Annotated in this window: 22 protein-coding genes; 13 read left to right on the top strand and 9 right to left on the bottom strand. The window is 65.3% G+C overall.

Annotated features, from left to right (window positions below; genetic code table 11):
* The first annotated feature begins 31 nt into the window (after nt 1-31).
* The gene (locus P1IM2_RS18140; protein WP_086456030.1) at nt 32-238 is read left to right on the top strand and encodes a hypothetical protein; all 207 of its coding nucleotides are present in this window, start codon (nt 32-34) and stop codon (nt 236-238) included.
* A gap of 348 nt (nt 239-586) precedes the next feature.
* Here P1IM2_RS18140 and P1IM2_RS18135 read toward each other — a convergent pair whose 3' ends face one another.
* The 4 genes from P1IM2_RS18135 to P1IM2_RS18120 are packed head-to-tail and all read right to left on the bottom strand — an operon-like array spanning nt 587 to nt 5,240.
* Complete coding sequence (locus P1IM2_RS18135) at nt 587-1,822, bottom strand: cyclopropane-fatty-acyl-phospholipid synthase family protein (protein WP_186403382.1); 1,236 nt, start codon at nt 1,820-1,822, stop codon at nt 587-589.
* Nucleotides 1,823-1,864: 42 nt separating this feature from the next.
* Nucleotides 1,865-2,635: a molybdopterin-dependent oxidoreductase gene (locus P1IM2_RS18130; protein ID WP_186403381.1), complete on the bottom strand. Its 771-nt coding sequence runs from the start codon at nt 2,633-2,635 to the stop codon at nt 1,865-1,867.
* Nucleotides 2,632-3,489, bottom strand: a complete 858-nt coding sequence (locus tag P1IM2_RS18125) for a cytochrome b/b6 domain-containing protein (RefSeq protein WP_186403420.1) — start codon at nt 3,487-3,489, stop codon at nt 2,632-2,634. The genes P1IM2_RS18130 and P1IM2_RS18125 overlap by 4 nt, the downstream gene beginning before the upstream one ends.
* Nucleotides 3,490-3,536: 47 nt before the next feature.
* Entirely contained in the window at nt 3,537-5,240 is a 1,704-nt protein-coding gene (locus P1IM2_RS18120) for a class I adenylate-forming enzyme family protein (RefSeq protein WP_186403380.1), read from the bottom strand.
* 77 nt (nt 5,241-5,317) lie between these two features.
* On the opposite strand from P1IM2_RS18120, the gene lgt reads away from it, so the two are divergent.
* The 6 genes from lgt (at nt 5,318) to P1IM2_RS18090 (ending at nt 11,311) form a co-directional block, all read left to right on the top strand.
* Nucleotides 5,318-6,199, top strand: coding sequence for a prolipoprotein diacylglyceryl transferase (gene lgt, locus P1IM2_RS18115; protein WP_186403379.1), 882 nt, complete (start codon nt 5,318-5,320; stop codon nt 6,197-6,199).
* Between the two features lie 25 nt (nt 6,200-6,224).
* The gene (locus P1IM2_RS18110) at nt 6,225-7,262 is read left to right on the top strand and encodes a class I SAM-dependent methyltransferase (protein ID WP_186403378.1); all 1,038 of its coding nucleotides are present in this window, start codon (nt 6,225-6,227) and stop codon (nt 7,260-7,262) included.
* Nucleotides 7,259-7,777 (top strand): GNAT family N-acetyltransferase, encoded by a 519-nt coding sequence (locus tag P1IM2_RS18105; RefSeq protein WP_003049233.1) that lies wholly within the window; start codon nt 7,259-7,261, stop codon nt 7,775-7,777. Before P1IM2_RS18110 ends, P1IM2_RS18105 begins: the two co-directional genes overlap by 4 nt.
* Complete coding sequence (pgeF, locus tag P1IM2_RS18100; protein WP_186403377.1) at nt 7,774-8,541, top strand: peptidoglycan editing factor PgeF; 768 nt, start codon at nt 7,774-7,776, stop codon at nt 8,539-8,541. Before P1IM2_RS18105 ends, pgeF begins: the two co-directional genes overlap by 4 nt.
* Entirely contained in the window at nt 8,538-9,944 is a 1,407-nt protein-coding gene (locus P1IM2_RS18095; RefSeq protein ID WP_186403376.1) for an SLC13 family permease, read from the top strand. The genes pgeF and P1IM2_RS18095 overlap by 4 nt, the downstream gene beginning before the upstream one ends.
* Nucleotides 9,945-10,018: 74 nt before the next feature.
* Nucleotides 10,019-11,311, top strand: coding sequence for a cystathionine gamma-synthase family protein (locus P1IM2_RS18090; RefSeq protein ID WP_186403375.1), 1,293 nt, complete (start codon nt 10,019-10,021; stop codon nt 11,309-11,311).
* A gap of 37 nt (nt 11,312-11,348) precedes the next feature.
* On the opposite strand, the gene P1IM2_RS18085 is transcribed toward P1IM2_RS18090, so the two are convergent.
* A complete protein-coding gene (locus P1IM2_RS18085; RefSeq protein ID WP_186403374.1) occupies nt 11,349-12,068 on the bottom strand; it encodes an HAD family hydrolase in 720 nt (239 codons plus the stop codon).
* Between the two features lie 107 nt (nt 12,069-12,175).
* Between P1IM2_RS18085 and P1IM2_RS18080 the strand changes: the two genes are divergently transcribed.
* The 5 genes from P1IM2_RS18080 (at nt 12,176) to P1IM2_RS18060 (ending at nt 16,152) form a co-directional block, all read left to right on the top strand.
* Nucleotides 12,176-13,282 carry an MlaE family ABC transporter permease gene (locus P1IM2_RS18080; RefSeq protein WP_186403373.1) on the top strand — a complete coding sequence of 369 codons (1,107 nt, stop codon included), beginning with the start codon at nt 12,176-12,178 and terminating at the stop codon, nt 13,280-13,282.
* Complete coding sequence (locus P1IM2_RS18075; protein WP_186403372.1) at nt 13,282-14,106, top strand: ABC transporter ATP-binding protein; 825 nt, start codon at nt 13,282-13,284, stop codon at nt 14,104-14,106. The genes P1IM2_RS18080 and P1IM2_RS18075 overlap by 1 nt, the downstream gene beginning before the upstream one ends.
* The gene (locus tag P1IM2_RS18070) at nt 14,106-15,047 is read left to right on the top strand and encodes an MlaD family protein (protein WP_003049211.1); all 942 of its coding nucleotides are present in this window, start codon (nt 14,106-14,108) and stop codon (nt 15,045-15,047) included. Before P1IM2_RS18075 ends, P1IM2_RS18070 begins: the two co-directional genes overlap by 1 nt.
* Nucleotides 15,048-15,049: 2 nt before the next feature.
* Complete coding sequence (locus P1IM2_RS18065; protein ID WP_062765570.1) at nt 15,050-15,670, top strand: ABC-type transport auxiliary lipoprotein family protein; 621 nt, start codon at nt 15,050-15,052, stop codon at nt 15,668-15,670.
* 161 nt (nt 15,671-15,831) lie between these two features.
* Nucleotides 15,832-16,152 carry a DMT family transporter gene (locus P1IM2_RS18060; protein ID WP_003049205.1) on the top strand — a complete coding sequence of 107 codons (321 nt, stop codon included), beginning with the start codon at nt 15,832-15,834 and terminating at the stop codon, nt 16,150-16,152.
* A 4-nt stretch (nt 16,153-16,156) separates the two neighbouring features.
* Here P1IM2_RS18060 and pepN read toward each other — a convergent pair whose 3' ends face one another.
* Nucleotides 16,157-18,748: an aminopeptidase N gene (gene pepN / locus P1IM2_RS18055; RefSeq protein ID WP_186403371.1), complete on the bottom strand. Its 2,592-nt coding sequence runs from the start codon at nt 18,746-18,748 to the stop codon at nt 16,157-16,159.
* A gap of 46 nt (nt 18,749-18,794) precedes the next feature.
* On the opposite strand from pepN, the gene P1IM2_RS18050 reads away from it, so the two are divergent.
* The gene (locus tag P1IM2_RS18050; protein WP_186403370.1) at nt 18,795-19,586 is read left to right on the top strand and encodes an SDR family NAD(P)-dependent oxidoreductase; all 792 of its coding nucleotides are present in this window, start codon (nt 18,795-18,797) and stop codon (nt 19,584-19,586) included.
* 31 nt (nt 19,587-19,617) lie between these two features.
* Here the strand turns inward: P1IM2_RS18050 and P1IM2_RS18045 are convergent, their stop codons facing one another.
* The 3 genes from P1IM2_RS18045 to P1IM2_RS18035 form a co-directional block, all read right to left on the bottom strand.
* Nucleotides 19,618-20,907, bottom strand: coding sequence for a DUF445 domain-containing protein (locus tag P1IM2_RS18045; RefSeq protein ID WP_242664733.1), 1,290 nt, complete (start codon nt 20,905-20,907; stop codon nt 19,618-19,620).
* A 72-nt stretch (nt 20,908-20,979) separates the two neighbouring features.
* Complete coding sequence (locus P1IM2_RS18040) at nt 20,980-24,396, bottom strand: efflux RND transporter permease subunit (RefSeq protein ID WP_186403369.1); 3,417 nt, start codon at nt 24,394-24,396, stop codon at nt 20,980-20,982.
* A gap of 41 nt (nt 24,397-24,437) precedes the next feature.
* Nucleotides 24,438-25,622 carry an efflux RND transporter periplasmic adaptor subunit gene (locus tag P1IM2_RS18035; protein ID WP_186403368.1) on the bottom strand — a complete coding sequence of 395 codons (1,185 nt, stop codon included), beginning with the start codon at nt 25,620-25,622 and terminating at the stop codon, nt 24,438-24,440.
* Between the last annotated feature and the right edge of the window lie 78 nt (nt 25,623-25,700).

The following is a 25,700-nucleotide window of genomic DNA, read 5'->3' as shown; positions in this document are numbered from 1 at the left end:
TATATGACCAATTGAAGGAGCTTAAGGTCCCATGATCCAGACGGCGCTTGATCGGCTGTCGATTGCCTTCGCCGGGGCGGTTCTGGGCTTGCTGCTGGCCGAGTATGGATATGGCGTCCAAGGATTAGAGAAGCCTGAGAACCTCGCTTATGGCGCACTTGTTCTTACTCTAGGAGCGCTTGGAATTGTCAGGATGACAGCGGCCAAGACCCCTATGCATAACTCTGAAACCCAGTGAACCAGAGTTCGCTTCCAAACCTATATCAGCCGTTCCCTACTTATTTGGACGGAATCACTTCTAAAGACCAATTGTAGAAATCTACTTCATCTTCATCCCGGACTTGATCCGGGATCCATTCACTCAGCGTCGGAATAATGGATCCCGGATCAAGTCCGGGATGACGACTGAGGTGGAGCCCAGCATCTATATGTGTTCCCCGGCGAAGGCCGGGGCCCAGGGCTTTACGGCACCGACGTCAGCGTTCGACGCCCTAGACCCCGGCTTTCGCCGGGGAACACGAAGCGGTGAGCGGCGAAGTCCCCTTCCACCCCGAAACAGACACCTGCCGCCTTTCACATCGCGAGGCTAAAGATAATGCCCCTCGGCCTCAGCCATATAGTCGCGGGTCAGCGGCAGGGCGTGGCGGCTGCGGGCGAACTGGATCTGGTAATTGCCCATCCCGCCGCTTTCGAAGGCCGCGGTGGCGCCAGCCAGGTAGAAGGTCCACATGCGATAGAAGCGTTCGTCCATCATGGCGACGATCTCGTCGCGATGCGCCAGCGTGCGCGCATACCATTGGCGTAGCGTGCGCGCATAATGCAGCCGCAGCGTTTCGACGTCGGTGACGATCAGCCGGCTCTTTTCGCTCGCCGCGACCGTTTCGCTGAGCGCGGGGATATAGCCGCCGGGGAAGATATATTTGCGCGTGAAGGAGTCGGTCGCGCCGGGCTTGCCGAAACGGCCGATGGTGTGGAGCAGCATCACGCCCTCGGCGGTCATCAGATTGGCGCAAGCGCGAAAGAAGGTTTCGAAATTGGCGGCGCCGACATGTTCGAACATGCCGACCGACACGATCCGGTCGAAACCCCCGACCTCGCGCTCGGCAAGGTCGCGATAGTCGATCAGTTCGAAGCGCACCCGATCGGCCACACCCGCCGCCGCGGCGCGCTCGCGCGCCAGCGCGAGTTGTTCCTCCGACAGGGTGATCCCCAGCACTTCGACCTTTTCCAGCTGGGCGAGCGTGATCGCCATGCCGCCCCAGCCGCAGCCGATGTCGAGAACACGCTGCCCCGGCGCGAGCGCAAGCTTTGCCGCGATATGCGCCTTTTTCGCCGCCTGCGCTTCCTCCAGCGTCATATCGGGACGCGGCCAATAGGCGCAGCTATATTGCATATCGCTGTCGAGGAAGAGGCGGTAGAGGTCGTTGCCGATGTCGTAGTGATGCGCGACGTTCGCGCGCGACGAGCGCCGGCGGTTGATCGAATTCAGCCGCGTCCTGACCCCCTCGAACCATTCGCCGAGCGCGGTCTTGTCCTTGAGCTTTGCGCCGCGGTCCCACGGCGTGTTCGCGCGCAGCAGGCCGATCAGCTCCATGATATCGCCCTGAACGATCTCCATCTCGCCGTCCATAAAGGCTTCGGCGGCGCCGAGCCGTGGATCGAGGATGATGCGGCGCATCCCCTTTCGCGTGGTAAAACGCACCGTCACTTCGGGATAGCCGGCGGCTGGCGCGCCGAAGCTTTCGCTGCTCCCGTCGGGTGACAGGACGGTCAGCCGGCCGTGACGGATGACGCGGGCCAGGAACGGGCGGAGAATGGACATGGGTGCGACCTTTTCGACGTCTTGCCTGCCCCCTGCGGCTCCCTAAATACCCGCATACCATTCATAATCAATGCGGTCTTCCCAGAAGCCGCCCTTCCCCGCCCCCACCTTGTCGAGGCTGGCGACCGCTTCGATGCCGGTCAGATATTTGGCATGCTTGTAACCGAGCTGCCGCTCGATCCGCAGCCGCAACGGCGCGCCGTTGGCGATGGGCAACACCGATCCGTTGAGCGCCCAGGCAAGGATCGTCTGCGGATGAAGCGCATCGACCATGTCGCAGCTTTCATAATAAGCCGCGCCGCCGATCCGGTCGGCACAATGAAAGACGATATAGCGCGCCGCATCGCGCACCCCGGCCACCGCCAGCACCTGGCGCAGTTGCGGCCCCATCCATTCCGCAATCGCGCTCCAGCCCTCGACGCAGTCGTGGCGGGTAATCTGCCGGCGTTGCGGCATCGCCCGCAAATCGGCGAGCGACAGCGACAAGGGCCGCGCAACCAGCCCCGATACGCGAACACGCCAGTCGGCAAAGCCGTTCGCGGCGTGCGCGGCATAGTCGGCCCCTTCGGGCAGGCGGGTGCCGTTGGCACGAAAGACGGGCGACAGGTCGGCGCGGCCATATTCGGGGGCGAGCGCATCGCGGTCCATCAGCGCCCGCTGGCTGGCGCGGTTCATCTCCTCACCCATCGACAGGATCTTGCGCACCGCGGGCGCCTCGTTGACCCGATCGCACGCGGCGAGCAGCGGCAGCGCGGCTGCCATGCCGCCCACGCGGACGATCAGTTCGCGTCGCGGCAGGATCAGGCCGGTCATGCTTCTTCTCCCACGCGCGGCTTGTCGGCCGGCAGACGGAACCAGCCCGTAAGCATCGAGCGCAGTTCGTTGACCGGCCCGGCGAGCAGCACCATCGCGATATGGACGAGGAAGAAGGCGACGAGCGCCCAGGCAAGGATGAAATGGATCGAGCGCGCCGACTGGCGCCCGCCGAACAGGTCGAGCAGCCACGGCGCCGCGGCATTCATTCCCGGCGACATCGTCAGCCCGGTTGCGATCATCAGCGGCAGCAGCACGAAGATCACGCCGATATAGCTGAGCTTTTGCAGGATATTGTACCGCGCCGCCGCTTCGCCCGTCGGAAAGCGTAGCCGGGCGTGATCCTTGATATCCTGCCAGATATGCCGCGGCGACCATTCGGGACGCCGGACGTGCAGATCCTTGCGCAAATGCCCGCCGATCGCGGTCCACAGCATATAGAGCGTCAGGCTGATCGCCAGCACCCAGGCGAAGAATAGGTGCCAACGCCGCCCGTCGGCAAGGCTGTAGCTGGTGGGAATCGTCGCCCAGCCCGGAAAGGCCCAGGTCTTCGTCGCGCCATTGGCGTCGGTCCAGCGGCCAAGCACACCCGTCGTGTCGATCTCGACCGCGGCAATGCGGAGGTAGCCGCGATTCGCCTTCGACCCGATCGACAGCCACGGCTGGTCGTAGTTTGCGCCATATTGCCCCCAATAGAGGCGCGGGTGCGCGTTGAAGATCATCAGCCCGCTCATCAGCATGACGAGCAGCGTCGCGGCGTTGATCCAGTGCCAAAGCCGCGTCGGCAGCCGATGGCGATAGACGCGCGGCGGCGGGGCGGCCGCGGGGGCGACGGGGGACTGGTCCTCTTCCATATCCCTCATTCGCTCCCGCTCCCTCTCCGGTTACGCCGCCTATGCAATCACGCCGCGGGCTGGGCCGCAAATTCCTCGCGATATTTGTTGCGCAGGCTGACCTTGTCGATCTTTTCGCTACCCAGCTTCGGCAGCGCATCAGTCGCCATCCAGATGCGATAGGGCACCTTGAACGCCGCCAGCCGCTCCTGCAGGAAGGCGGTCAGTTCGTTTGCATCGACGCTGCTCTCGGGTTTCAGCCACACGACAGCGCCGACCACTTCGCCCAGCCGCTCGTCGGGCAGGCCGAACACCGCACATTCATTGACGTCGGCATGTTCGTAGATCGCCGCCTCGACCTCCTGACAGCTGATATTCTCGCCGCCGCGGATAATGATATCCTTCTTGCGATCGACGATGAACAGATAGCCGTCGGCATCGAGATAGCCAAGGTCGCCGGTGCGGAAATAGCCATTGTCGAAAAAGGCCGCCTTGGTCGCCGCCGGATTGTTCCAATAGCCTTCGAAATTGCAGATCGACCGGATGCATACTTCGCCGACCTGTCCCTGCGCGAGCGCCGCGCCATTGTCGTCGAGGATCGCAAGATCGACGAGCGGTTTCGAGGCGGGGCCGGTCGAAAGCGGCTTTTCGACGTAATTTTCGTTGATGATGCCGCAGCCGACGGCGTTGGTTTCGGTAAGGCCATAGCCGAGCAGCGGCTTGCCCTCGCCCATTTCGGTCGCCAGGCGCTTCACATGTTCGGGCGGGCGCGGCGCGCCGCCGCCGGCGTAGCTTTTGCACGTCGACAGATCGTAATTCTTGCGGTTCGGATGGACGAGAATCTCGTAGCTCATCAGCGGCACGCCGACGAAATAATTGACCTGTTCGTCCTGGATCAGCCGCATCGCCTCTTCGGCATTCCACTTCGGCATCAGCACAAGCTTCCGACCGAGCGCGAAGCTTTGCAGGAACACCGGGATTTCGGCGGTGACGTGAAACAGCGGGGTGCAGATCAGCGTCGCGGGCTGAATATCGGACATCTGCCCGTCTTCGGTCAGAAGATGGACGATGCTCGCGGTCTGGGTGACATAGTTGAAGATCGCCTGCACGACCGAACGGTGACGAGAATAGGCACCCTTCGACTGGCCCGTCGAACCCGAGGTAAAGAGAATCGTCGCCAGATCGTCACCCGTCAGCGCGGGCAAGACAGTGTCGGCGCTGCCGCTCACCGGCGCGATCGCTTCGTCGATCGGGCGCGTGATGTCGAGCGTCACGACCTTGGCGCTGTGCGCCACGCCGGGTTCGGCCAGCCGCGCCGCGCGCTGCGGATCGGCGATCACCAGCTTCGCCTCCGCATCCTCGATCCCCGCGGCCAGCTCACCGCCCTGCCACCAGCCGTTGAGAAGCGTCGCGCAGCCGCCCGCGAGCAGGATGCCGAGATAGCTGACGCACCAGGCATTGGCATTGCGCATCGCCAGCCCGACACGGTCGCCACGCGCGACGCCGTGCGTTTCGATCAATCCCGCCGCAACCTTCCGCGCGGCGGCATAGACCTGTTTGAAGCTCAGCCGTTCATCGCCTTCGACCAGAAAAATGGCGTCGCCATGCTGCGCACAAAAAAACGCAACATAATCGCCCAGATTCGTCGGCGCATTGGTGATGAAGGGCAGCGAACGCCCGTCCATTTCGATGGATCCGACCTGGATCGGCCCGCCCGGGCCGGTGATCAGTTCATATGCGGCGTCCAGGCGCAGATCGAGCGCGGATGGCATCCTGTATCTCTCCTCTTGGTCTCGTGGCGCTTACCCCTTATGGGGAAGCCCTCTCCTGGGGAAGGTTCCGAGAATATATGTTTCTTTTTGCAACCCTAGCCGAAGCAACGCAATATGTGAACTTCCATGACCTGATGGGAGACAATAGCGCGATTGCCTTTTCGGTATTCGGGCTACCGATCCGTTGGTACGCCCTCGCCTATCTCGCGGGCATTTTCGTCGGCTATTGGTATCTTACCAAGCTGATCGACCAGCCGGGCTCGCCGATGGCGCGCCGTCACGCCGACGACATGATCTTCTATGCAATGCTCGGAATCATCCTGGGCGGACGCATCGGCTATGTCCTGTTCTACAATCTGGAATCCTACATTCGCGATCCCGCCGCAGTCTTCCGCCTGTGGGACGGCGGCATGTCGCTGCACGGCGGCGTGCTCGGCGTGCTGGTCGCGATCTGGTATGTAACGCGCAAGGAGAAGCTCAGCTTTCTGCGCTTTTGCGACTATGTTGCGTGCGTTGTGCCCTTCGGCCTCTTCTTCGGCCGCCTCGCCAATTTCGTGAACGGCGAGCTGTGGGGTCGCGCCACGACGGTGCCGTGGGCAATCATATTTCCCGAAAGCGGGACGATGGACCCGCGACATCCCAGCCAGCTTTACGAAGCCGGGCTGGAAGGCATCGTCATGATGGCGGTGCTCGCCTGGTTCTTCTGGCGCACCGATGCGCGCTACAAGCCCGGATTCCTGTTCGGCATGGCCGCGATCCTCTATGGCGTCAGCCGTTTCGTCGTCGAATATTTCCGCGAACCCGATGTCCAGCGCCAGTGGGTCGTCGATATGACCGGCCTGTCGATGGGCCAGTGGTTGACCGTGCCGATGCTGCTCGCCGGCATCTGGCTCGTCGCCACCGCCAAGGGCCGGCGCCAGCGCGTCGAACCCGTCGCGGGGTCCGACAGCATTGCCTGACGGACGGCCGACCCCCGACGATCTGATGAAGGAAATTGCCGCGGCGCGAACGGTGACGGTCGCCGATTATATGGCGGCCGCGAACGCGCATTATTACGCGACGCGCGACCCGCTCGGCGCCGCGGGCGATTTCACCACGGCGCCCGAAATCAGCCAGATGTTCGGCGAAATGGTCGGCATCTGGATCGCCGACCTGTGGACCCGTGCGGGCGGCCCCGCCTTTCATTATGTCGAACTGGGGCCGGGGCGCGGCACGCTTGCGGCCGACGCGCTGCGCACCGCCGCCCGCTTCGACTGCAAGCCGCAGGGCCTCCACCTCGTCGAGACGAGCCCAGCGCTGCGCGCGGCGCAGTCGGCGCGCCTGCCGGACGCAGAGCATCATGACGAGATCGACAGGCTGCCGGACGAGCTGCCGCTCATCGTCATCGCCAATGAATTTTTCGACGCGCTGCCCGTCCATCAATATGTGGCAACGAAGGACGGCTGGCGCGAGCGCATCGTCGTGCGTGGGGACAACGGCATAACCGCTGCTCCGGACACGGTTCCAGCCGACGAGGCCATACCACCGGCGCTGCGCGACCGCGCCGAAGGCACGATCGTCGAAACCGCGCCCGTCGCCGCCGCGGTGATGCATCAGTGCAGCGCACGGCTCGCACGGCAAGGCGGTGCGCTGCTGGCAATCGACTATGGCTATTGCGGCCCCGCCACCGGCGACACGCTGCAGGCGGTAAAGGCGCATCGTTTCGCCGATCCCTTCGCCGATCCGGGCGAGGTTGACCTGACCGCCCATGTCGACTTCGCGGCGCTTGCCCATGCCGCGCGGCGCCCCGGCACGAACGTCTTCGGCCCCGTTGATCAGGGCGCGTGGTTGCAGGCGATGGGCATTGACGCCCGCTTGCAGACGTTGGCCGCTGCCTCGCCCGCACGCGCGGGCGATTTGCAGGGACAGCGCGACCGGCTGGTCGCAGCCGATCAGATGGGAACATTGTTCCAGGCGATGGCGCTGACCGGCGCCGGCTGGCCGCAGCCCGCCGGATTCGATAGTTCGGGAGAGATTGCATGACCGACGTCACGCTCGCCACCGCTGCTGACGCCGACGCGCTGTCGCGTTTTGCCGAAGCCGCCTTCGTGCAGACCTTCGGTCATATCTACGATCCCGCCGACCTTGCGAGCTTTCTCGCGGACTGGAATCCGCCCGAGAAACTGCGCGCGCAGATCGCCGATCCCGCGATGGTAGTCGCGCTCGTCCGCGGCGCCGACGAGGCGATCCTCGGCTATATCAAGCTTGGCCCCATCGATTTCGATCTGCCCGAGGGGCAGCCGGCGGAGGGCGCGACTGAACTCCACCAGCTTTATGTCGCCGCCGAAGCCAAAGGGACGGGCGTTGCCGCGGCGCTGATGCAATGGGGCATCGACTGGGCGCGCCAAAGGGCATCGATCCTCTACCTGTCGGTCTTCACCGAGAACCCGCGCGCGCAGGCCTTTTACCGCCGCTATGGCTTCGTCGATGTCGGCCGCAACGCATTCCGCGTCGGCAACCATATCGACGAAGACCGGATCTGGAGGCTCGACCTGTGACCCCGCCTTTCACCACCGCCGCACCGCTCGCCGGGGTCGCGCACGGATTTTTCGGACGGCGCGGCGGCGTGTCGACCGGCGACCTTGCCTCGCTCAACTGCGGCGTGGGATCGGGAGACGATGCCGCGCTGATTGCGGAAAATCGCCGCCGCGTCGGCGCCGCCGTGTTGCCCGGCGCTACGCTGACAGGGCTTTATCAGGTGCATGGCAATCGCTGCCATATCGTCGATGCGGACAGCGACCTTGCCGCCCGCCCCGAAGCCGACGCGCTGGCGACGCGCACGCCGGGCATCTTGCTCGGCATCCTCACTGCCGATTGCGTCCCGGTGCTGTTTGCCGATCGCTCGGCCGGCGTCGTCGCGGCGGCCCATGCCGGGTGGAAAGGCGCAATCGCGGGGGTCACTGACGCGGCGCTCGGCGCGATGGAAAGCCTCGGAGCGCGGCGCAGAAATGTCGTCGCCGCGATCGGCCCCTGTATCGGCCGTGCGTCCTATGAGGTCGACGACAGCTTCGTGCAGCGCTTCGTCTCCGACGATCCCGTCAACGAACGCTTCTTCGCGGCCGGCAAGCCGGGACACGCCATGTTCGACATCGCCGCTTATGTCGCGGCGCGCCTTGCGGCGGCGGGCGTCGCCACGATTGCCATCGGCGGGCAGGACACCTACGCCGGGGCAGAGGATTATTTCAGCTATCGCCGCGCCTGCCATAAAAGCGAGAACAGCTATGGCCGGCAGCTTTCAGTGATCGGATTGGGGGACGGATGACGCGCACGCGCCTGCTTGGGCTGATCGGCGGCTTGCTGGCTTTCGTCGCGATGCTGGCGTTGCCGGCCCCCGCGGGCATGGAACCGACGGCGTGGCGCGTTGCGGCGCTGACCGTCCTGATGGCAATCTGGTGGATGACCGAAGCGATGCCGCTGACCGTCACCGCACTCCTTCCTTTCCTGACCGTCCCGGCCTTCGGGGTGATGGACGCCAATGCCATCGCCAAGGAATATTATTCGCCGATCCTGTTTCTGATCCTGGGCGGCGCCTTCCTCGCGCTCGCAATCGAGCGCGTCGGGCTGCACCGCCGGCTCGCACTGGCGCTGCTCAAGCGCGCGTCGCCGACCGCGACCGGGCTGCTCTTCGCCTTCATGGCGGCGACCGCGCTGCTCAGCATGTTCATTTCCAACACGTCGACCGCGCTCATCATGGTGCCGATCGCGCTGGCGGTCGTCGGAGCCGCCGGCGCTCGCGAGGGCGATACCGAGGGTTTCCCCGGCGCCGTGATGATGGGGATTGCTTTCGCCGCTTCGCTCGGCGGACTGGGCACATTGGTTGGCAGCCCGACCAACGCCATCGCCGCGGGCCTGATCGAGCGGACGCTCGGCCTGCACACCTCCTTCCTCGACTGGGCGATTTATGGCGTGCCGGTGGTGCTGGTGTCGGTGCCCTTTGCGATGATCGTCCTTGCGCGCGTGCAGCGACTTTCCGAGCATCCGTTCGACGGGCGCGCGGCGGCGGCCGCGCTCGGCAACCAGGCAATCTGGTCGACCGCCGAGCGGCGGGTCGTGCCCGTTTTTCTGCTCGTGCTGATCGCCTGGGTGATGCAGCCCTGGCTCGAACCGCTGTTCCCGAAAGGCGCGCTGACCGACGGCACCGTCGCGGTGGCGGGCAGCCTGCTGCTGTTCGTCGTGCCCGACGGCACCGGCCGACCGCTGCTCGTCTGGAAGGAAGCCGATCGCGCGCCCTGGGGCGTCATCATGATGTTCGGTGGCGGGCTTGCCCTCGCTGCCGCAATCACCCAGAGCGGACTTGCTGCCTGGCTGGGCGCGGTTCTCGCACCGCTCGGTTCGATCCCGACGATCCTCCTTGCGGCGGTGATCGTCGCGCTGACGATCCTGATCACCGAATTCGCCAGCAATGTCGCAACGGCGAGCGGCATCATGCCCGTGCTCGCCGCGCTGATCGCGGCCACCGGCACCGATCCCGTCCTCCTTGCCCTGCCCGTCGCGATGGCGGCAAGCTGGGGCTTCATGCTGCCATCGGGAACCGGCCCCAACGCGCTCGCCTGGGCGACGGGCAACATCGCTCTGCCGCGTATGCTCAAGGCGGGGCTGGCGCTCGATCTGCTCGGCGTACCGCTGCTGATCGGCATTATCTGGGCCATCGCCGCGCTTGCCTGACCCGGCTGACCGCGAACCGGTTTCAATCGTAACCAGCCTTGCTATAGCTGCACGATCATTTTCAGGAGCATGTCATGGCCACGCGCGGCAAGAACAAGGCGAATATCGAAGCAGTCGGCGGCAAGAAGCTGACCCCCGCGACGCAGATGATGGGGCACGGCTATGACCCCTTTCTGTCCGAAGGCGCGCTGAAGCCGCCGATCTTTCTGACCTCGACCTTCGCGTTCGAAAGCGCAGCGGCGGGCAAGCGCTTCTTCGAACATATCACCGGCAAACGACATGGGCCCGCCGATGGCCTTGTCTATTCGCGCTTCAACGGCCCCAATCAGGAAATCGTCGAGGACCGACTGGCGCTGTGGGACGGCGCCGACGATGCGCTCGTCTTTTCGAGCGGCATGTCGGCTATCGCGACGCTGATGCTGGCGCTCGTCGGGCAGAATGACGTGGTCGTCCATTCGGGGCCGCTCTATGCCGCGACCGAGACGCTGATCGCGCGCATCCTGTCGCGATTCGGCGTAGGCTTCGTCGATTTCCCGGCAGGCGCGACGCGCGAGCAGATCGACGACGTGCTCGCCCGCGCCCAGGCGCTCGCCGATGAAAAGGGCGGCAAGGTCGCGCTCGTTTATCTCGAAAGCCCGGCCAACCCGACCAACGCGCTGGTCGATGTCGAGGCGGTACGCGGCGCACGCGATGCCGCGTTCCCCGGCGACCACAAGCCCGCGATCGCGATCGACAACACCTTCCTCGGCCCGCTCTGGCAACAACCGCTCAACCAGGGCGCCGAACTCGTCGTCTATAGCCTGACCAAATATGCCGGCGGTCATTCGGACCTGGTTGCGGGCGGCGTGGCGGGCGATCAGCGGCTGATCGATATCATCCGGCCGATGCGCAACACGATCGGAACGATCTGCGATCCCAACACCGCATGGATGCTGCTGCGCAGCCTCGAGACGCTTGAACTGCGCATGAGCCGGGCGGGCGAGAATGCGCTGAAGGTCTGCACCTTCCTGCGCGATCATCCCAAGGTCGAAGGACTAGGCTATCTCGGTTTCATTGCCGATCCGCGCCAGCAGGACATCTTCGACCGCCACTGCAGCGGCGCGGGATCGACCTTCTCGCTGTTCATCAAGGGTGGCGAGGAAGAGAGCTTCCGCTTTCTCGACGCGCTCAAGATCGCCAAGCTCGCGGTCAGCCTCGGCGGCACCGAAACGCTCGCGAGTCATCCGGCGGCGATGACGCATCTGTCGGTCCCCGACGAACGCAAGAAAGCGCTGGGCATCACCGACAATCTCGTCCGCATCTCTATCGGGATCGAGGACGCTGACGATCTGATCGCCGACTTCGCGCAGGCACTGGACGCGGTCTGAGCGGAAGCGAGGCAAGCCCTCCCGCACCACCGGGAGGCTATGTCTTCTGCCGCCAGTCGACCACGGCCCATCCCCGCTGCGGCGCCAGCTTCTTCAGCGCGCGCGACGGTGTCGTTGCCACCGCCTCGTCGGCGAAGCCCAGCATCGGATGATCGGAGACATGATCCGAATAGGCGCGAATGTGCGCGTCTTCGCGGGTGATGGCATTATCGGCGAGCCATTCGCCGATGCGCGCGAACTTGGCCGCGCCATAGCAATTGTCGCCCGCCAGCCGCGCATGGATATGATCGGCGCCGTCGGGTGCGTCGAGGCGGGTCGCCAGCACATCATCGATGCCCAGCCGCCGCGCGATCGCATCGACATAGAGATGGAAGGACGCGGTCGCGAGGAGGACGCGGTAACCCGCCGCCCGGTCGGCCGCGATCTGATCGAGCGCCGCCGCGTGAACGCCGCGCGCGATGACCTGATCGGCATAGCTTTCGGCGAGCGGAGCGATCTCGGCGCGGTTAAACCTCTTTCCGACCAGCAGCCGCAGATTGATCGCTTTTAACCGCGACCGGTCGATCAGACGCAAGGAATAGGCGGCGGCGGCAAGCGCCACCAGCGGCAGCAACAGCAGCCGCCATTGCTGGCGCCGCCGCGCAACGTGCATCAGAAAGCCGCTATACGTCCCCGACCGCGTGATCGTGCGGTCCATGTCGTACATCGCGACACGATGCGCATAGTCGCGGACGGGATCGAGCGTCGGAACCTCCATACTCCCGCTATAACCGCGCGCCCACCGCCGGCCAAGAGCGCAGCCTGCCGCAAGCGCGGCCAATTCGCTTGCCGTGCCCTGGCAAATAATCCAATGTCGCCCGCGTCATGGCGGTTTGGGCGGACTTCGAAACGAATGATGGCGCTGACGGCGCAGAGGTCCACTTCTCGGGCCGGTTGACGCTCGCCCGGATGGGCGACCTGCCGCAGCGGCTCGACGAGCTTGGACCGATTTCGCTCCTCGATCTTTCAAATATTACCCGCATCGACACCGTGGGTGCTTGGATCGTGACGCGCACGATGAATCGCCACGACGCGAAGGTCATCGGCGCGAGCCAGGATGCGCAGCGGCTGCTCGACGCGCTGGCGAACGACACCAGCGAGTATCGCATCCATGGCGACCGGCGCCCGGCGTGGGTGCGTATGCTCGAACAGCTCGGCACCGCAAGTGTGGCGATCTGGAACGAACTGCTTGGTATCATCGGCTTTTTCGGCGCGATGGTCGTCGCGCTGTTCAACCAGATCCGCGCCCGCCGCGCGATCCGCTGGAATGCGATCGTCACGCGGTTCCAGACCGTCGGCGTCGACGCGCTGCCCATCATCGGGCTGATGAGCTTCCTGATCGGCATCGTCATCGCGCAGCAGGGATCGGTGCAGCTCAAGCAATTCGGGCTCGAAGTGTTCACGATCAACCTCGTCGGCCGTGCCTCGATCCGCGAGCTGGGATTGCTGATGACCGCAATCATGGTCGCCGGCCGGTCGGGCTCGGCCTTCGCCGCGCAGATCGGGACGATGAAGCTTACCGAGGAAGTCGATGCGATGCGCACGATCGGCGTGTCGCCGATGGAGGCGATCGTCCTGCCGCGCGTCGCGGCGTCGACGATCACCATGCCGCTGCTCGGCTTTTATGCCAGCATCTGCGCGATCATCGGAGGCGGCATCTTCTGCTGGGTCGGGCTGGAAATCCCGCCGCTAACCTATGTCCAGCGCATCCGTGAAATCATCCCGATGACCGATTTCTGGATCATGCTGATCAAGGCACCGGTTTTCGGCATCCTGATCGGCGTCACCGGCTGTTACGAAGGGATGCAGGTGCGCCAGAATGCCGAGCAAGTCGGCAAGCGGACGACCTCGGCGGTGGTCGCCGCCATCTTCCTCGTCATCGTTCTCGACGCCTTTTTCGCAGTTTTCTTCACCTCGCTGGGCTGGAACTGATGGCCGAGCTGATCGAACCCGAAAAATTCGACATTGCGATCAAGGTGCGCGGCCTGTGCAACCAGTTCGGCGATGCGGTGATCCACGAAAACCTCGATCTCGACGTGCGGTCGGGCGAGATATTGGGAGTCGTCGGCGGATCGGGCACTGGCAAGTCGGTGCTGATGCGGTCGATCATCGGGCTGCAGATCCCGACCGCGGGCGAGGTCGAAGTCTATGGCAAAACGCTCGACACGATCGTCGACGAAGAGGAATCGCGCGACCTGCGTCGTCGCTGGGGCGTGATGTTCCAGGGCGGTGCGCTGTTCTCGACGCTCACCGTCGCGGAGAATATCCAGGTGCCGCTGCGCGAATTCTATCCGCGCATGGACTCAGAGCTGCTCGACGAAATCGCGGCCTACAAGGTCGCGATGGTCGGCCTGCCGAACGATGCCGGCCCCAAATATCCGGCCGAGCTGTCGGGCGGCATGGTCAAGCGGGCGGGGCTGGCGCGGGCGCTGGCGCTCGATCCGGCGCTGCTGTTCCTCGACGAACCGACCGCGGGGCTCGACCCGATCGGCGCCGCGAAGTTCGACGAGCTGATCCGCGAACTGGCCGACACGATGGGGCTGACCGTGTTCCTGATCACCCACGACCTCGATTCGCTCTACGCCACCTGCGACCGGGTCGCGGTGCTGGCCGAGAAAAAAGTGATCGCGGTCGGCACGATTCCGGAACTTCTTGCCACCGAGCATCCTTGGATACAGGAATATTTCAACGGACCGCGCGGACGCGCCGCCTCTGGCAGCAACGACGCGCTGACGCGGGCAGATAGGAAGAGCTGATGGAAACGCGGTCGAACAATGTTCTGGTCGGGGCCTTCGTCCTGCTGTTCACCGTTGCGCTCGCGCTGTTCGTAGTCTGGCTGGCGAACGACAGCGGCGGCAAGCGTCAGGAATATGATATATTTTTCAAACAGTCGGTCGACGGATTGAACAAAGGCGCACAGGTGCAATTCTCCGGCGTCCCCGTCGGCCAGGTGCGGCAGATCGCGCTGTGGCCCGACGATCCGCAATTCGTCCGCGTCCGTATCGAAGTCGACGAGCATGTGCCGGTGCTGCAGGGGACGACCGCGGCGCTGGAAGGCGTCGGCTTCACCGGCGTATCGCAAATCTCGCTCGACGGCGCGGTCAAGGGCGCGCCGCCGATCGCCGACAAGGGCCCCGCCGGCAAACCGGTCATTCCGACGCGCGTCGGCGGGCTCGGTGAACTGCTCAACACCGCGCCGCAGCTTCTCCAGCGCCTGTCGACGCTGACCGAGCGGCTGGCCGAACTGGCCGACGACAAGAATCAGGCAAGCTTCGCGGCGATCCTGAAGAATGTCGAGCAATCGACGGCGATCCTCGCCCGCAACGGACCGGCGATCGAAGCCGCGCTCGCCGACACGCGCGTCGCGATCCAGCAGACAGGGACCGCGGCCGAACAGATCGGCAATCTAGCCGCCGCGACGCAGGGCACGATCGACCGCAATGTCGATCCTGCGATGCGCAATCTGCGCGACACGCTCGCCTCCGCCAACAAGTCGATGCAGACGCTCGAATCGGCGATTTCGGACGCCCGGCCCGGCCTCAAGACCTTCAGCGAAACGACGATCCCCGAAGCGAACGCGCTGATCCGCGACCTGCGCCGCACCTCCTCCTCGCTTTCGAGCCTGACCGACAAGCTCGATCAGCAAGGCGCGGGCGCGGTGCTCGGCGGCAGCAAGCTGCCCGATTACAAGAAATGAGGATGACGACCGCCATGCCCCACCCGCTTCGCCGTCTTCGCACCCCCGCGCTGCTCGCGCTGGGCGCGCTGTCGCTCTCGGCCTGTGTCAGCTTCGGCGGCAAGGCGCCGCCCTTTCTGCTCACGCTCGATTCCGATGTCGCCCCGGTCGTCGGCGAGGCGCGCTCGGCGGGCGAAGCGCAGACGCTGACGATCCTGATCCCGAATGCGCCGCAAAAGCTGCGCACCACGCGCATCCCGGTGCAGCAGGACGATGCGAGCGTCGCCTATGTCAAGGACGCCCAGTGGGTCGAGGCGCCGCAGCGCCTGTTCCAGCGGCTCCTGTCGGAAACCGTCGCGGCAAAAACCCCGCTGGTTGTGCTCGACGAAGGTCAGTATCTGACCGCACCGGGCGAACAGCTTGCCAGCCAGCTGCTCGAATTCGGTGTCGATGCGCGCACCAATGAAGCGGTCGTCTCGCTCCAGGCGATGCGCGTCGCGGCGGGCGGCAAGACGGTGACACAGCGCCGCTTCGAGGTGCGCGAACCGATCGGCGGCAAGATCGAGGCAAAGCCGGTCGGCGAGGCGCTGACCCGCGCCGCCAACAAGGTCGCTGCCGACGTCGCCGCCTGGCTCGCCGGCTGACGCGCGCCCCGCCGGCTCCCGGCCGCTCCGCTCTTGCGCTTTGCGCTCCTGCCCCTTAGGGGCGAGCCGCGGCCGCGATAGCCGCCTCTTTCGCGCATCGCCTCTTTCGGGTTTCCGGCGTGCGCCTCCCGCACGAGCCCGCCTGACGAAAGGACTCGCGCATGGGATGGTTCATCCTGGCAATCGCCGTTTTCACCGAAATTTGCTGGGCACTCAGCCTGAAATGGGCCGCAACGCTGGGCACGTGGCAGGCCTCGACGGTGCCGATCGCGCTCAGCTTCCTCAACATGGCGCTGCTCGCCTTTGCGATGCGCGAGATTTCGGCCGGCACCGCCTATGCAATCTGGACCGGCCTCGGCGCGGTCGGCGTCATCATCGGCGGTATCGTCCTGTTCGGCGAAAAAATCGGCACCGTGCAGATCGGCTTCATGGCGTTGATCGTGATCGGCGTCGTCGGCACCAAGCTGTCGGCGCCGGCCTGATCGCTCAGCCCAGCAAGCTCTTCGACGCCTGTTCGGTCGTGTCGCGCGACAGGCCGGGCTGGGCGAGGATGCGTTCCAGTTCGGCGCGCATCATCGCGGCCCGCGCCTCGTCGAAGCGCTTCCACCGCCCGAGCGGCGGGATCATTCGCGCCGCGGTCTGCGGATTGCGCGGATCGAGCGCGATGACAAGGTCGGCGATCAGCCGATAGCCCGCGCCATCGGCCTGATGAAACGCCGCCTGATTGCCCGTGAACGCCCCATAAAGCGATCGCACCCGGTTCGGATTGGACAGGGTGAAATCGGGATGCTCGGCCAGCTGGCTCACCGCCTCCACCGTGTCGGGCCGCATCGACCAGGCCTGCACCTGAAACCATTTGTCGAGCACGAGCGGATTGTCGCGGTAGCGCTGGTAGAAGATGTCGAGCGCATGGGCGCGCTCGTCGCTGTCGCCATGCGCCAGCGTCGCCAGCGCCGCCTGGCGCTCGGTCATGCCGTCGGCATCCGAAAACACCCCGAAGACGAGCGCCGGGATATCGGCGATCCCCGTCGTGGCAAGATAGGCGAGCGCGACGCCGCGCAGGCGCCGTTCGCCCTTGGCGTGCGGTGACAGGTCGGTCGCCGGCGGCGCCTTACCCGCAAGTATCGCGCGCCATTCGTCCTCGAGCGCGCGGCCGATCGCGGCCTGCAACGCCAGCCGTTCGCGGCGGATCGCGTCGGGATCGACGGTGAGCATCTGGTCACCGATGAAAGCCTCGCTCGGCAGCAGCACCGCCTCGGCCACGAAGGCTGGATCGTCGCCGCGCCCGCGCAGCGTCTGCGCCACCGCATCGATCACCGCCGGATGATCGGCGGCATTCCCCGCCGCCGCCGCGACCAGCGTGTCGAGCATGAGTTGCTGCAAGGCTTCGTAGCGCGCGAAGGGGTCGTCATCATGCGCCGCAAGCCAGGCCAGTTCGCCCGGTGCGCGTTCGAAATCGACGATGACCGGCGCCGAAAAGCCGCGATTGATCGACAAGGCGGGCCGCGCGCCGAAGGCGCCGAGCGCGATCTGCTGCGTCGCGCCGGTCAGCGTCACCAATGTGCCGGGCAGCGATGCTCCCCCGCTCCGGTCGAAGGCCGCAATGCGCAGCGGCATCATCATCGGCAATTTTTCGGGCTGGCCGGGGGTCGGCGGCACGGTCTGCACCACATCGAGCGCCCACTGTCCCTGATCCTCTGAAAGCGTCAGCTTGAGCCGCGGCGTCCCCGCCTGTTCGTACCAGCGGCGGAACTGGGTCAGGTCGATCGCCCCGCCCTCCTCCATCGCGCGCACGAAATCCTCGCACGTTGCGGCCTCGCCATCGTGGCGGTCGAAATAGAGGTCGGTGCCGGCGCGGAAGCGCTGCGGACCGAGCAGGGTCGCCATCATCCGGATGATCTCTGCGCCCTTGTTATAGACGGTCGCCGTGTAGAAGTTGCTGATCTCCTGATAGCTGTCGGGCCGGATCGGGTGCGCAAGCGGCCCCGCATCCTCCGGAAATTGTGCGGCGCGGAGCAGACGGACATCCTCGATCCGCTTGACCGGTGCGGAACCCATATCGGCCGAAAAACTCTGGTCGCGATAGACGGTGAAGCCTTCTTTCAGGCTGAGCTGGAACCAGTCGCGACAGGTGACGCGATTGCCCGACCAATTGTGAAAATATTCGTGCGCGACCACCCCCTGCACCCCGTCATAGTCGAGGTCGGTCGCGGTATCGGGATCGGCCAGGATATAACGCGTGTTGAAGATGTTGAGACCTTTGTTCTCCATCGCCCCCATGTTGAAATCGCTGACCGCGACGATGTTGAACAGGTCGAGGTCATATTCGCGGCCATAGACGCGCTCGTCCCACGCCATGCTGTCCTTGAGCGCCTGCATCGCGTGGCCGGTGCGGACCTCGTCGCCCGCGCGCACCCAGATGCCCAGTTCGACCTTGCGCCCCGACATGGTGGTAAAGCTGTCGCGGTTCACGACAAGATCGCCTGCGACGAGCGCGAAGAGATAGGAAGGCTTCGGCCAGGGATCTTCCCACAGTGCCCAATGGCTACCGTCGTCACCCTCGCCCTTTGCAATGCAATTGCCGTTCGACAGCAGGATCGGAAAGGCCGTCTTGTCGCCCGTCATCCGCACCTTGTAGCGGCTGAGGACGTCGGGCCGGTCGGGATGGAAGGTGATGCGCCGGAACCCCTCGGCCTCGCACTGGGTGCAGAGCATGCCGTTCGAGGCATAGAGGCCCATGAGCTGGGTATTGGCGGCGGGATCGATCGCCGTATCGACCTCGACGACGGCGTGGGTACGATCGCCGAGATCGACGATCAGGTCGGCCCCCTCCATGTGCCAATCGTTCCAGCTTTCGCCATCGACGCGCACCGCGAGCGGCGTCAGACCGTCACCGCGCAGCGTCAGCGGTGTCGGCGCATCGGCATGGCGCACGACCGACAGCGCCGCACCGACGCGCGTCGTGTCGAGGCCGAGCGCGAAATCGAGCGCGATGTCGGGCACCTGCCATTCGGGCGGGCGATAATCGCCGCGGTGGATGGTGACGGGCGGAACGGGGGAGGAAGAAGCGTCGGTCATAACGGGGGTCTAGGCTTGCGCCGCGCGCCGCGCAATAAGGGCGGCGATGGGACATATGCTGATTTTCGGAATGGGCTATGCGGCGGGCCATATCGCCGACCGGTTGCGCGCACGCGGGTGGGAGGTGAGCGGGACGACGCGCGACGGACGCGGCGACAGCATCGCCTTCGCCGACGAGGCCGCGGTGCTGGGCGCGCTGCGATCGGCGACGCATATCCTGTCGTCGGTGCCCCCGGCGGACGGCACCGACCCGGTGCTCGCCCGCTATGGCGAGGCGGTGGCGCTCGCGCCGGCGGGGTGGACCGGATATCTTTCCTCGACAGGCGTTTATGGCGATACCGGCGGCGCGTGGGTCGACGAAAGCGTGCCGGTGAAAGGCCGCCGTCCCGACCGCAACGCCGCCGATGCGGCGTGGGCCGCGCTGCGCGGCGACATGTGCGTCTTTCGGCTGCCGGGCATCTATGGTCCCGGCCGCAGCATCCTCGATCGTATCCGCGAAGGCCGTGCGCACCGGATCGATCTGCCCGGCCAGGTTTTCAGCCGCGTCCATGTCGACGATATCGCGGGCGGCGTGATCGCTTCCTTCCGCGGCCCAGCGGGCGTCTACAATCTTGCCGACGAGGCCCCGTGCCACCAGAACCGCCTCGTCGAATGGGGCTGCGCGCTACTGGGGGCGCCGCTGCCGCCGATGCAATCGCTCGACGCCGCCGGCCTGTCGCCCGCCGCGCGCGCCTTCTATGCCGAGAATCGCCGCGTTGCGAACGGCAAGGCGAAACGACTGCTGGGGTGGATTCCGCGCTACCCGAGTTTTCGCGAGGGACTGGCGGCCTGTCTTTAAGCCAGCGGCCCCATCCTTCGCGGGGCGACGGTCAAATCCAGATATCGATTGTGTGGATCAAAACACCCACCAGTCCGCCGACGAGCGTGCCGTTGATGCGGATATATTGCAGATCGTCGCCGACCGCGTTTTCCAGCCGGTCGGTGATCGTTTTCGCATCCCAGCCGCGGATCGTGTCCGATACCAGCTTCAGCGCCGTCTCGCCATAGCTGTCGACCGCGCCGACGACGGCGCGGCGGGCGTAGCGGTTGAGCGTGCGTTTGATCGCCCGGTCCTCGCCCAGCATCGCGCCGAACTGCGTCACCAGCTCGCCGATCCGGCCCGCGAGCATCGTCTCGGGATCGCGCGCCGCGCGCAGCAAGGCGCCCCGCCCCTGTTCCCACAATCCGTCGAGCCAGCGCTTGACCGCCGGGTTGTCGAGCAGTTCGTCGCGCACCCGCGCAACCTTTTCCTGCATTTCCGGGTCATGCTGCAGATCGAGCGCCAGCTTTGCGAGCCCCTCTTCGACGCGGATGCGGATCGGATGGGTTTCGTCGACCGCCATTTCGCTGAGCAGCTTCGACAGGCCGGCGACGATGCGGTTCGAAATGCTCTCGTCGAGGCCGGTGAAGCGGACGATGGCCCCCGAATTGTCGTGGACCATCTGGTGGATCAGATGCTCGTTGAGGTCGAGCGTCTTCGACCCCCATTTGACCATCGCGTCGAGCAACGGTTGATGCCGCCCCTCGGCCAGCGCCGCCTGCAGCGCCTGCCCGAGCAGCGGCGCGACATCGAGTTCGCGCAGCCGGTCCGCGATCGCCGATTTGACCATGCCGCCGAGCCGCTGCTGATCGAGCGCGCCGAGCCCGTCGGCGATGATCCGCGACGCGCCGAGCCTCAGCCGCCCGCCACCCTCGGCAGGCTGCGAGAGGAATTTGCCGACCGCGCCTGCCACGTCGACCGTCTGCATCTTGCGCGCGATCAGGCGCGGCAACAGGAAATTGGTGAGCAGAAAGCGCGCCAGCGTGTCGCCGATGCGATTCTTGTTACGCGGCACGATCGCCGTGTGCGGGATCGGCAGCCCCATCGGGTGACGGAACAGCGCGGTCACGGCAAACCAGTCGGCCAGCCCGCCGACCATCGCCGCTTCGGCAAAGGCGCGGACGAAGCCGACCGCGGGATGCACATCCTGATAATATTTTGCGGTCACGAAGACCGCGGCCATGAAGAGCAGCAGTCCGGTTGCCACAATGCGGACATTGATGCCGCCGGTCGGAACGGCGACGCCCACTCCGGCGGGGTGGGCGCGCCTGCTTTCGGTCGGGGGCGATACGCTGGTCATGCCGTTCAAATGGGGCAGCCCGCCAAAGGTTGCAACCGGCGGACCGCGCGCGCGGTCGCCGGTCGCGTCCGGTTACTCGGCCGGCTGCGGCGCGGCATCGCCGTGCGGCCGCGTATCGTCGCCCTTCTTGTAGGTGAGCAGATTGCTCGAGAAGAAGCGGCCAAGGCGCTTTTCGATGCTGTCGGCCAGGCTGAAGCCTGCGGGTACGATCAGCAGCGTCAGCATCGTCGACAGGATCAGGCCGCCGATGACGACGACGCCCATCGGCGCGCGCCATGCACCGTCACCCGACAGCGACAGCGCCGTCGGCACCATGCCCGCGACCATCGCGACGGTCGTCATGATGATCGGCTGCGCGCGCTTGCGCCCTGCATCGACGAGGGCCTCGACCTTGCCGATCCCCTTGTCCATTTCCTCGATCGCGAAATCGACGAGCAGGATCGAGTTTTTGGCGACGATCCCCAGCAGCATCAGCAGGCCGATATAGACGGGCATCGAGATCGGCATCCCGGTCACGAGCAGGCCGAGCAACCCGCCGAGCGGTGCCAGCAGCAGCGACGACATGTTGACCAGCGGCGACAGGAAGCGGCGATAGAGCAGCACGAGCGTCGAGAACACGAGCATCAGGCCCGACACGACCGCGATCAGGAAGTTCTTGATCAACTCGGCCTGCCACTTCTGGTCGCCCTGGATGACCTTGCGGATGCCCTGCGGCATGTTCTTGACCGCGGGCAGCGCATCGATCTTTTCCTGCGCATTGCCCGTGACAAGGCCGGGCGCAAGGTCGGCCCCGATGACGATGCGACGCGTCTGATTGTAACGACGCAATTCGGTCGGACCGGCGCCGAAGCCGATTTCTGCCACCGATTTCAGCGGCACGGTCGTCCCCCGCGAGGTCGGCACCGGCAGATTTTCGATCGTCGCGAGGCTGCGGCGCGAATCTTCGGACAGCAGCACGCGGATCGGTATCTGGCGATCGGACAGCGAGAATTTCGCCGCATTCTGATCGATATCGCCCAGCGTCGCGATGCGGATCGTCTGGCTGAGCGCCGCGGTTGTAACCCCAAGCTCGGCGGCCAGATCCATGCGCGGATTGACGATGATCTCGGGCCGCGGAATGTCGCCCTCGATCCGCGGCGCGCGCAGCTCCTTGAGCTTGCTCATTTCGTCGACGATCTTGAGCGCGTGCTTTTCCAGCGCGACCGGATCGTCGCCGCCGATTATCATCGTGATGTCGCGGCCCGAAAAGCCGCCCGACTGGCTCTGGAACGACACGCGCGCATCGGGAATCGCGGTCAGCTTCGGTTGCAGGCTGCGTTCCCATTCGACGCTGCTGACGTCGCGGTCCTTTTTGAGCGTCAGGAAGGCGTTGCCGCCGCCGACATTGACGTCGAAAAAGGCGGTGTCGACGGCGGGGCTTGCGCTGAGGATCGACGAAACCTGGTTCGCGATATGCTCGCTCTGCGCCAGCGTCGAGCCCGGCGGCAGTTCATATTTGATCTGGCTGTAATCGCTGTTGATCGTCGGCTGGAACTGCTGCGGCAACGTGGCGAACAGGACGATGCTCAGCACGAAGGCCGCGGCGCCGATACCGACGATCCACACACGGTGATCGAACGCCCGCGCCCAGGCGCGCTGCAGCATGAACTTGGCCCAGCCGGTAAAGGCCCATTGGCGCATCCCGACAAACCAGGCGAGCGCACCGAGCAAGATCGCAAGCAAGCTGGTCGCAAGGAAGACGATCACTGTCAGCGCCGGCGTGCGCAGCAGGAAATACAGCGCCGTATTCGGGGCATCCTGTCCAACCGGCACCGGCTGGAAATAGGCGTAGGCCGAATAGAGGACGAAGAGGCCCGACAGGATCAGGGGAACGGCAAGGAAGGCGAGCCGGGTCGGCACCGCTTCGTAGCGGGCGCGCACTGCGTGATGCTTGCCATTGTCGAGCGTCCAGCGCAGCACGCGCTCGTACCGATCGATCCACGGCCCTTCGGCGTGCGCCTGTTCGCCGTGCGCGGCCAGGAAATAGGCCGCGATCATCGGCGTTATCATACGCGCGACGGCAAGGCTCATCAGCACCGCGAACACCACGGTCATCCCGAACTGGATGAAGAACTGGCCCGAGATGCCGGGCATCAGCGCGACGGGCAGGAAGACCGCGACGATCGACATCGTCGTCGCCACAACCGCGAGCCCGATTTCGTCGGCGGCGTCGATCGACGCCTGATAGGCTGTCTTGCCCATACGCATGTGTCGGACGATATTTTCGATCTCGACGATCGCGTCGTCGACCAGCACCCCGGCGACAAGGCTGAGCGCCAGCAGCGACAGGCTGTTGAGCGAAAAGCCCATCAGATCCATGAACCAGAAGGTCGGAATGGCCGACAGCGGGATCGCCATCGCGCTGATCATCGTGGCGCGCCAGTCGCGCAGGAACAGGAAGACGACGACGACGGCGAGCACCGCGCCTTCGATCATCGCGGCCATCGAGCTGCGATATTGTTCCTTCGTATATTCGGTGCGGGTGAAGAGGATCTTGAACTTCACCTTGGGGTTGTTCTTCTCGATCTCCGCCAGCTTTTTCATCGCCTCGTCATGAACGCTGACGTCGGACGAGCCCTTCGCCTTTTCGATCGAGAAGGACAGAACCTGACGGCCGTTGATCTTCGCCAGATTACGCTGTTCGGCATAACCGTCGGTCACCTTGGCCACGTCCGAAAGCTGAATCGTCCGGCCGTTGCCGATCGAAATGCGCGTTTCGCCAAGCTGGAACGCGTTCTGCGCGTTCCCGAGGACGCGGACCGCCTGTTCCGACCCGGCAATTTCGGTGCGCCCGCCCGCCGCGTTCAAATTGACCTGACGGAGCTGCTGGTTCACCTGGCTTGCGGTCAGGCCATAGCTCTGCATCCGCGCGGGATCGAGGATCACGCGGATTTCGCGGTCGACCCCGCCCGAACGGCGCACCTGGCTCATGCCCGGGACCGACAGCAGCTCTTTAGCCACGGTATTGTCGACGAACCACGACAATTGCTCGAGCGTCATGTCGGTCGCCTCGACCGAGAAATAGGTGATCGGGCCGCCCGCGATATCGACGCGGACCACCTGCGGCTCGAGAATCCCGTCCGGCAGATTGCTGCGGATCTGGGAAATCGCCTGATTGACGTCGTTATAGGCGCGATCGATCGGTGTCCCGATCGCAAACTGGATGAAGGTGCGGCTGCTGCCCTCGCTGACATAGGAGGAGAGTTCATCGACCCCGCTGACGCTGCGCACCGCGGCCTCGACGCGCTGCGTCACCTGCGTTTCGAGTTCCGAAGGCGCAGCGCCAGGCTGCGCGACGATGACCTGCACCGCCGGGAATTCGATATCGGGATTGTCGTTGACGTCCATCCGGTTGAAGCTGACGATCCCCGCCAGCAGCAGCAGCGCGAACAGGACAATCGGCGGCACCGGATTGCGGATGCACCAGGCGGAGATGTTGCGAAAGCTCATGATTCAAACGCCCTTGTGCGCAGTCGGTCCGGGGGAGAGGCTTATTGCGACGACTTCTGGATCGTCGGCTTCACCTTGTCGCCGACGTTGAGGAAGGCGCCCGCAAGCAAGACAACCTTTTCGTTGCCGGTCAGGCCCGACGCGATCGACACGCCGCCATCGGTGACGGTGCCGACCTTGACCGGGCGCCGTTCGATCTTGTCGTCCTTGCCGACGATCAGGACATAATTGCCTTCGGGGCCGCTCTGTACCGCACTTTCGGGAAGCAGCGGCGCTTCGGTGGAGCCAGAGACGAGACGCGCGTCGGCGAAACCACCGGGGCGCAGCGCATCGCTGTAGGGAACCGCGATGCGAACCATGCCCTGCCGCGTGTCGGGATTGACGACCGGCGACACCTGCCACACCTGTCCGGCAATCTGCAGATTGGTGCCGACCGGGGTCACGGTCGCGCGCGTTCCGGTGCGGACACGCTGGAGGTCGCTCTCGGCAAGCTGCGCGAGCATTTCCATCTCGCCGCCCTTGGCCATGCGGAACAGCACGCCGCTTCCGGCGCCGACGACCTGACCCGGTTCGACCTGGCGCGTAAGCACCAGACCCGCCGCAGGCGCGACGATGTTCAGACGGCCGTTGCGCGCAACGGCTTCCTTATACTGTGCCTCGGCAACGCGAACCCGCGCGTTCGCGGAGTCGCGCGTCGCGCGCTTGCGGTCGAGATCCGCCTTGGAGATGAAGCCGCGGCTGACCAGCGCTTCGGCGCGATCGAGCTCGGATTGCGCCAGATCGGCGTCCGCCCTGGCAACGCGGATCGATGCGGAAAGGCTCGCGGCCTGCTGCGCCTGCACCGAGCGGTCGATTACCGCGAGCGTCTGGCCTGCGCCGACCCATTGACCGGGTTCGACCAGGACCCTGACGACCTGGCCGCCCTCGCCCGCGACACCGACCGGCATCTCGCGCCGTGCGGCGATGGTGCCATTGGCGGCGATGACCGCTTCGACCGACTGGCGGCCCGGGATCATCACAGTCACGGTCGGCGTGCTGGCGCCCGCAGCGGCGCCCGCCGCGCCGCCCGAGGCCGCGCCGTCGCCGGCCTTGCCCGAACCGAACGCAAACCAGGCGACGGCAAGCACGATCGCGGTCAACACCAGCGCGACGATCAGGATCGTGCGCTTGCGGCGATTGTCCGCCTCTTCGTAAAAGCTTTGGGTCGAACCCGCCAGGCTATCCATCGAATCCACTTTCCGCTCGTAGTTCACATCGAACTCCCCATCCCTCCGCGCCGGCATGTGCCGCAGCCGTCCGTGACG

The sequence above is a fragment of the Sphingopyxis sp. P1IMeth2 genome (assembly GCF_900185685.1).
Lineage (GTDB): Bacteria > Pseudomonadota > Alphaproteobacteria > Sphingomonadales > Sphingomonadaceae > Sphingopyxis > Sphingopyxis terrae_A.
Note: the sequence above shows the minus strand (reverse complement) of the source record. Positions and strands in the feature narration are given on the sequence as shown.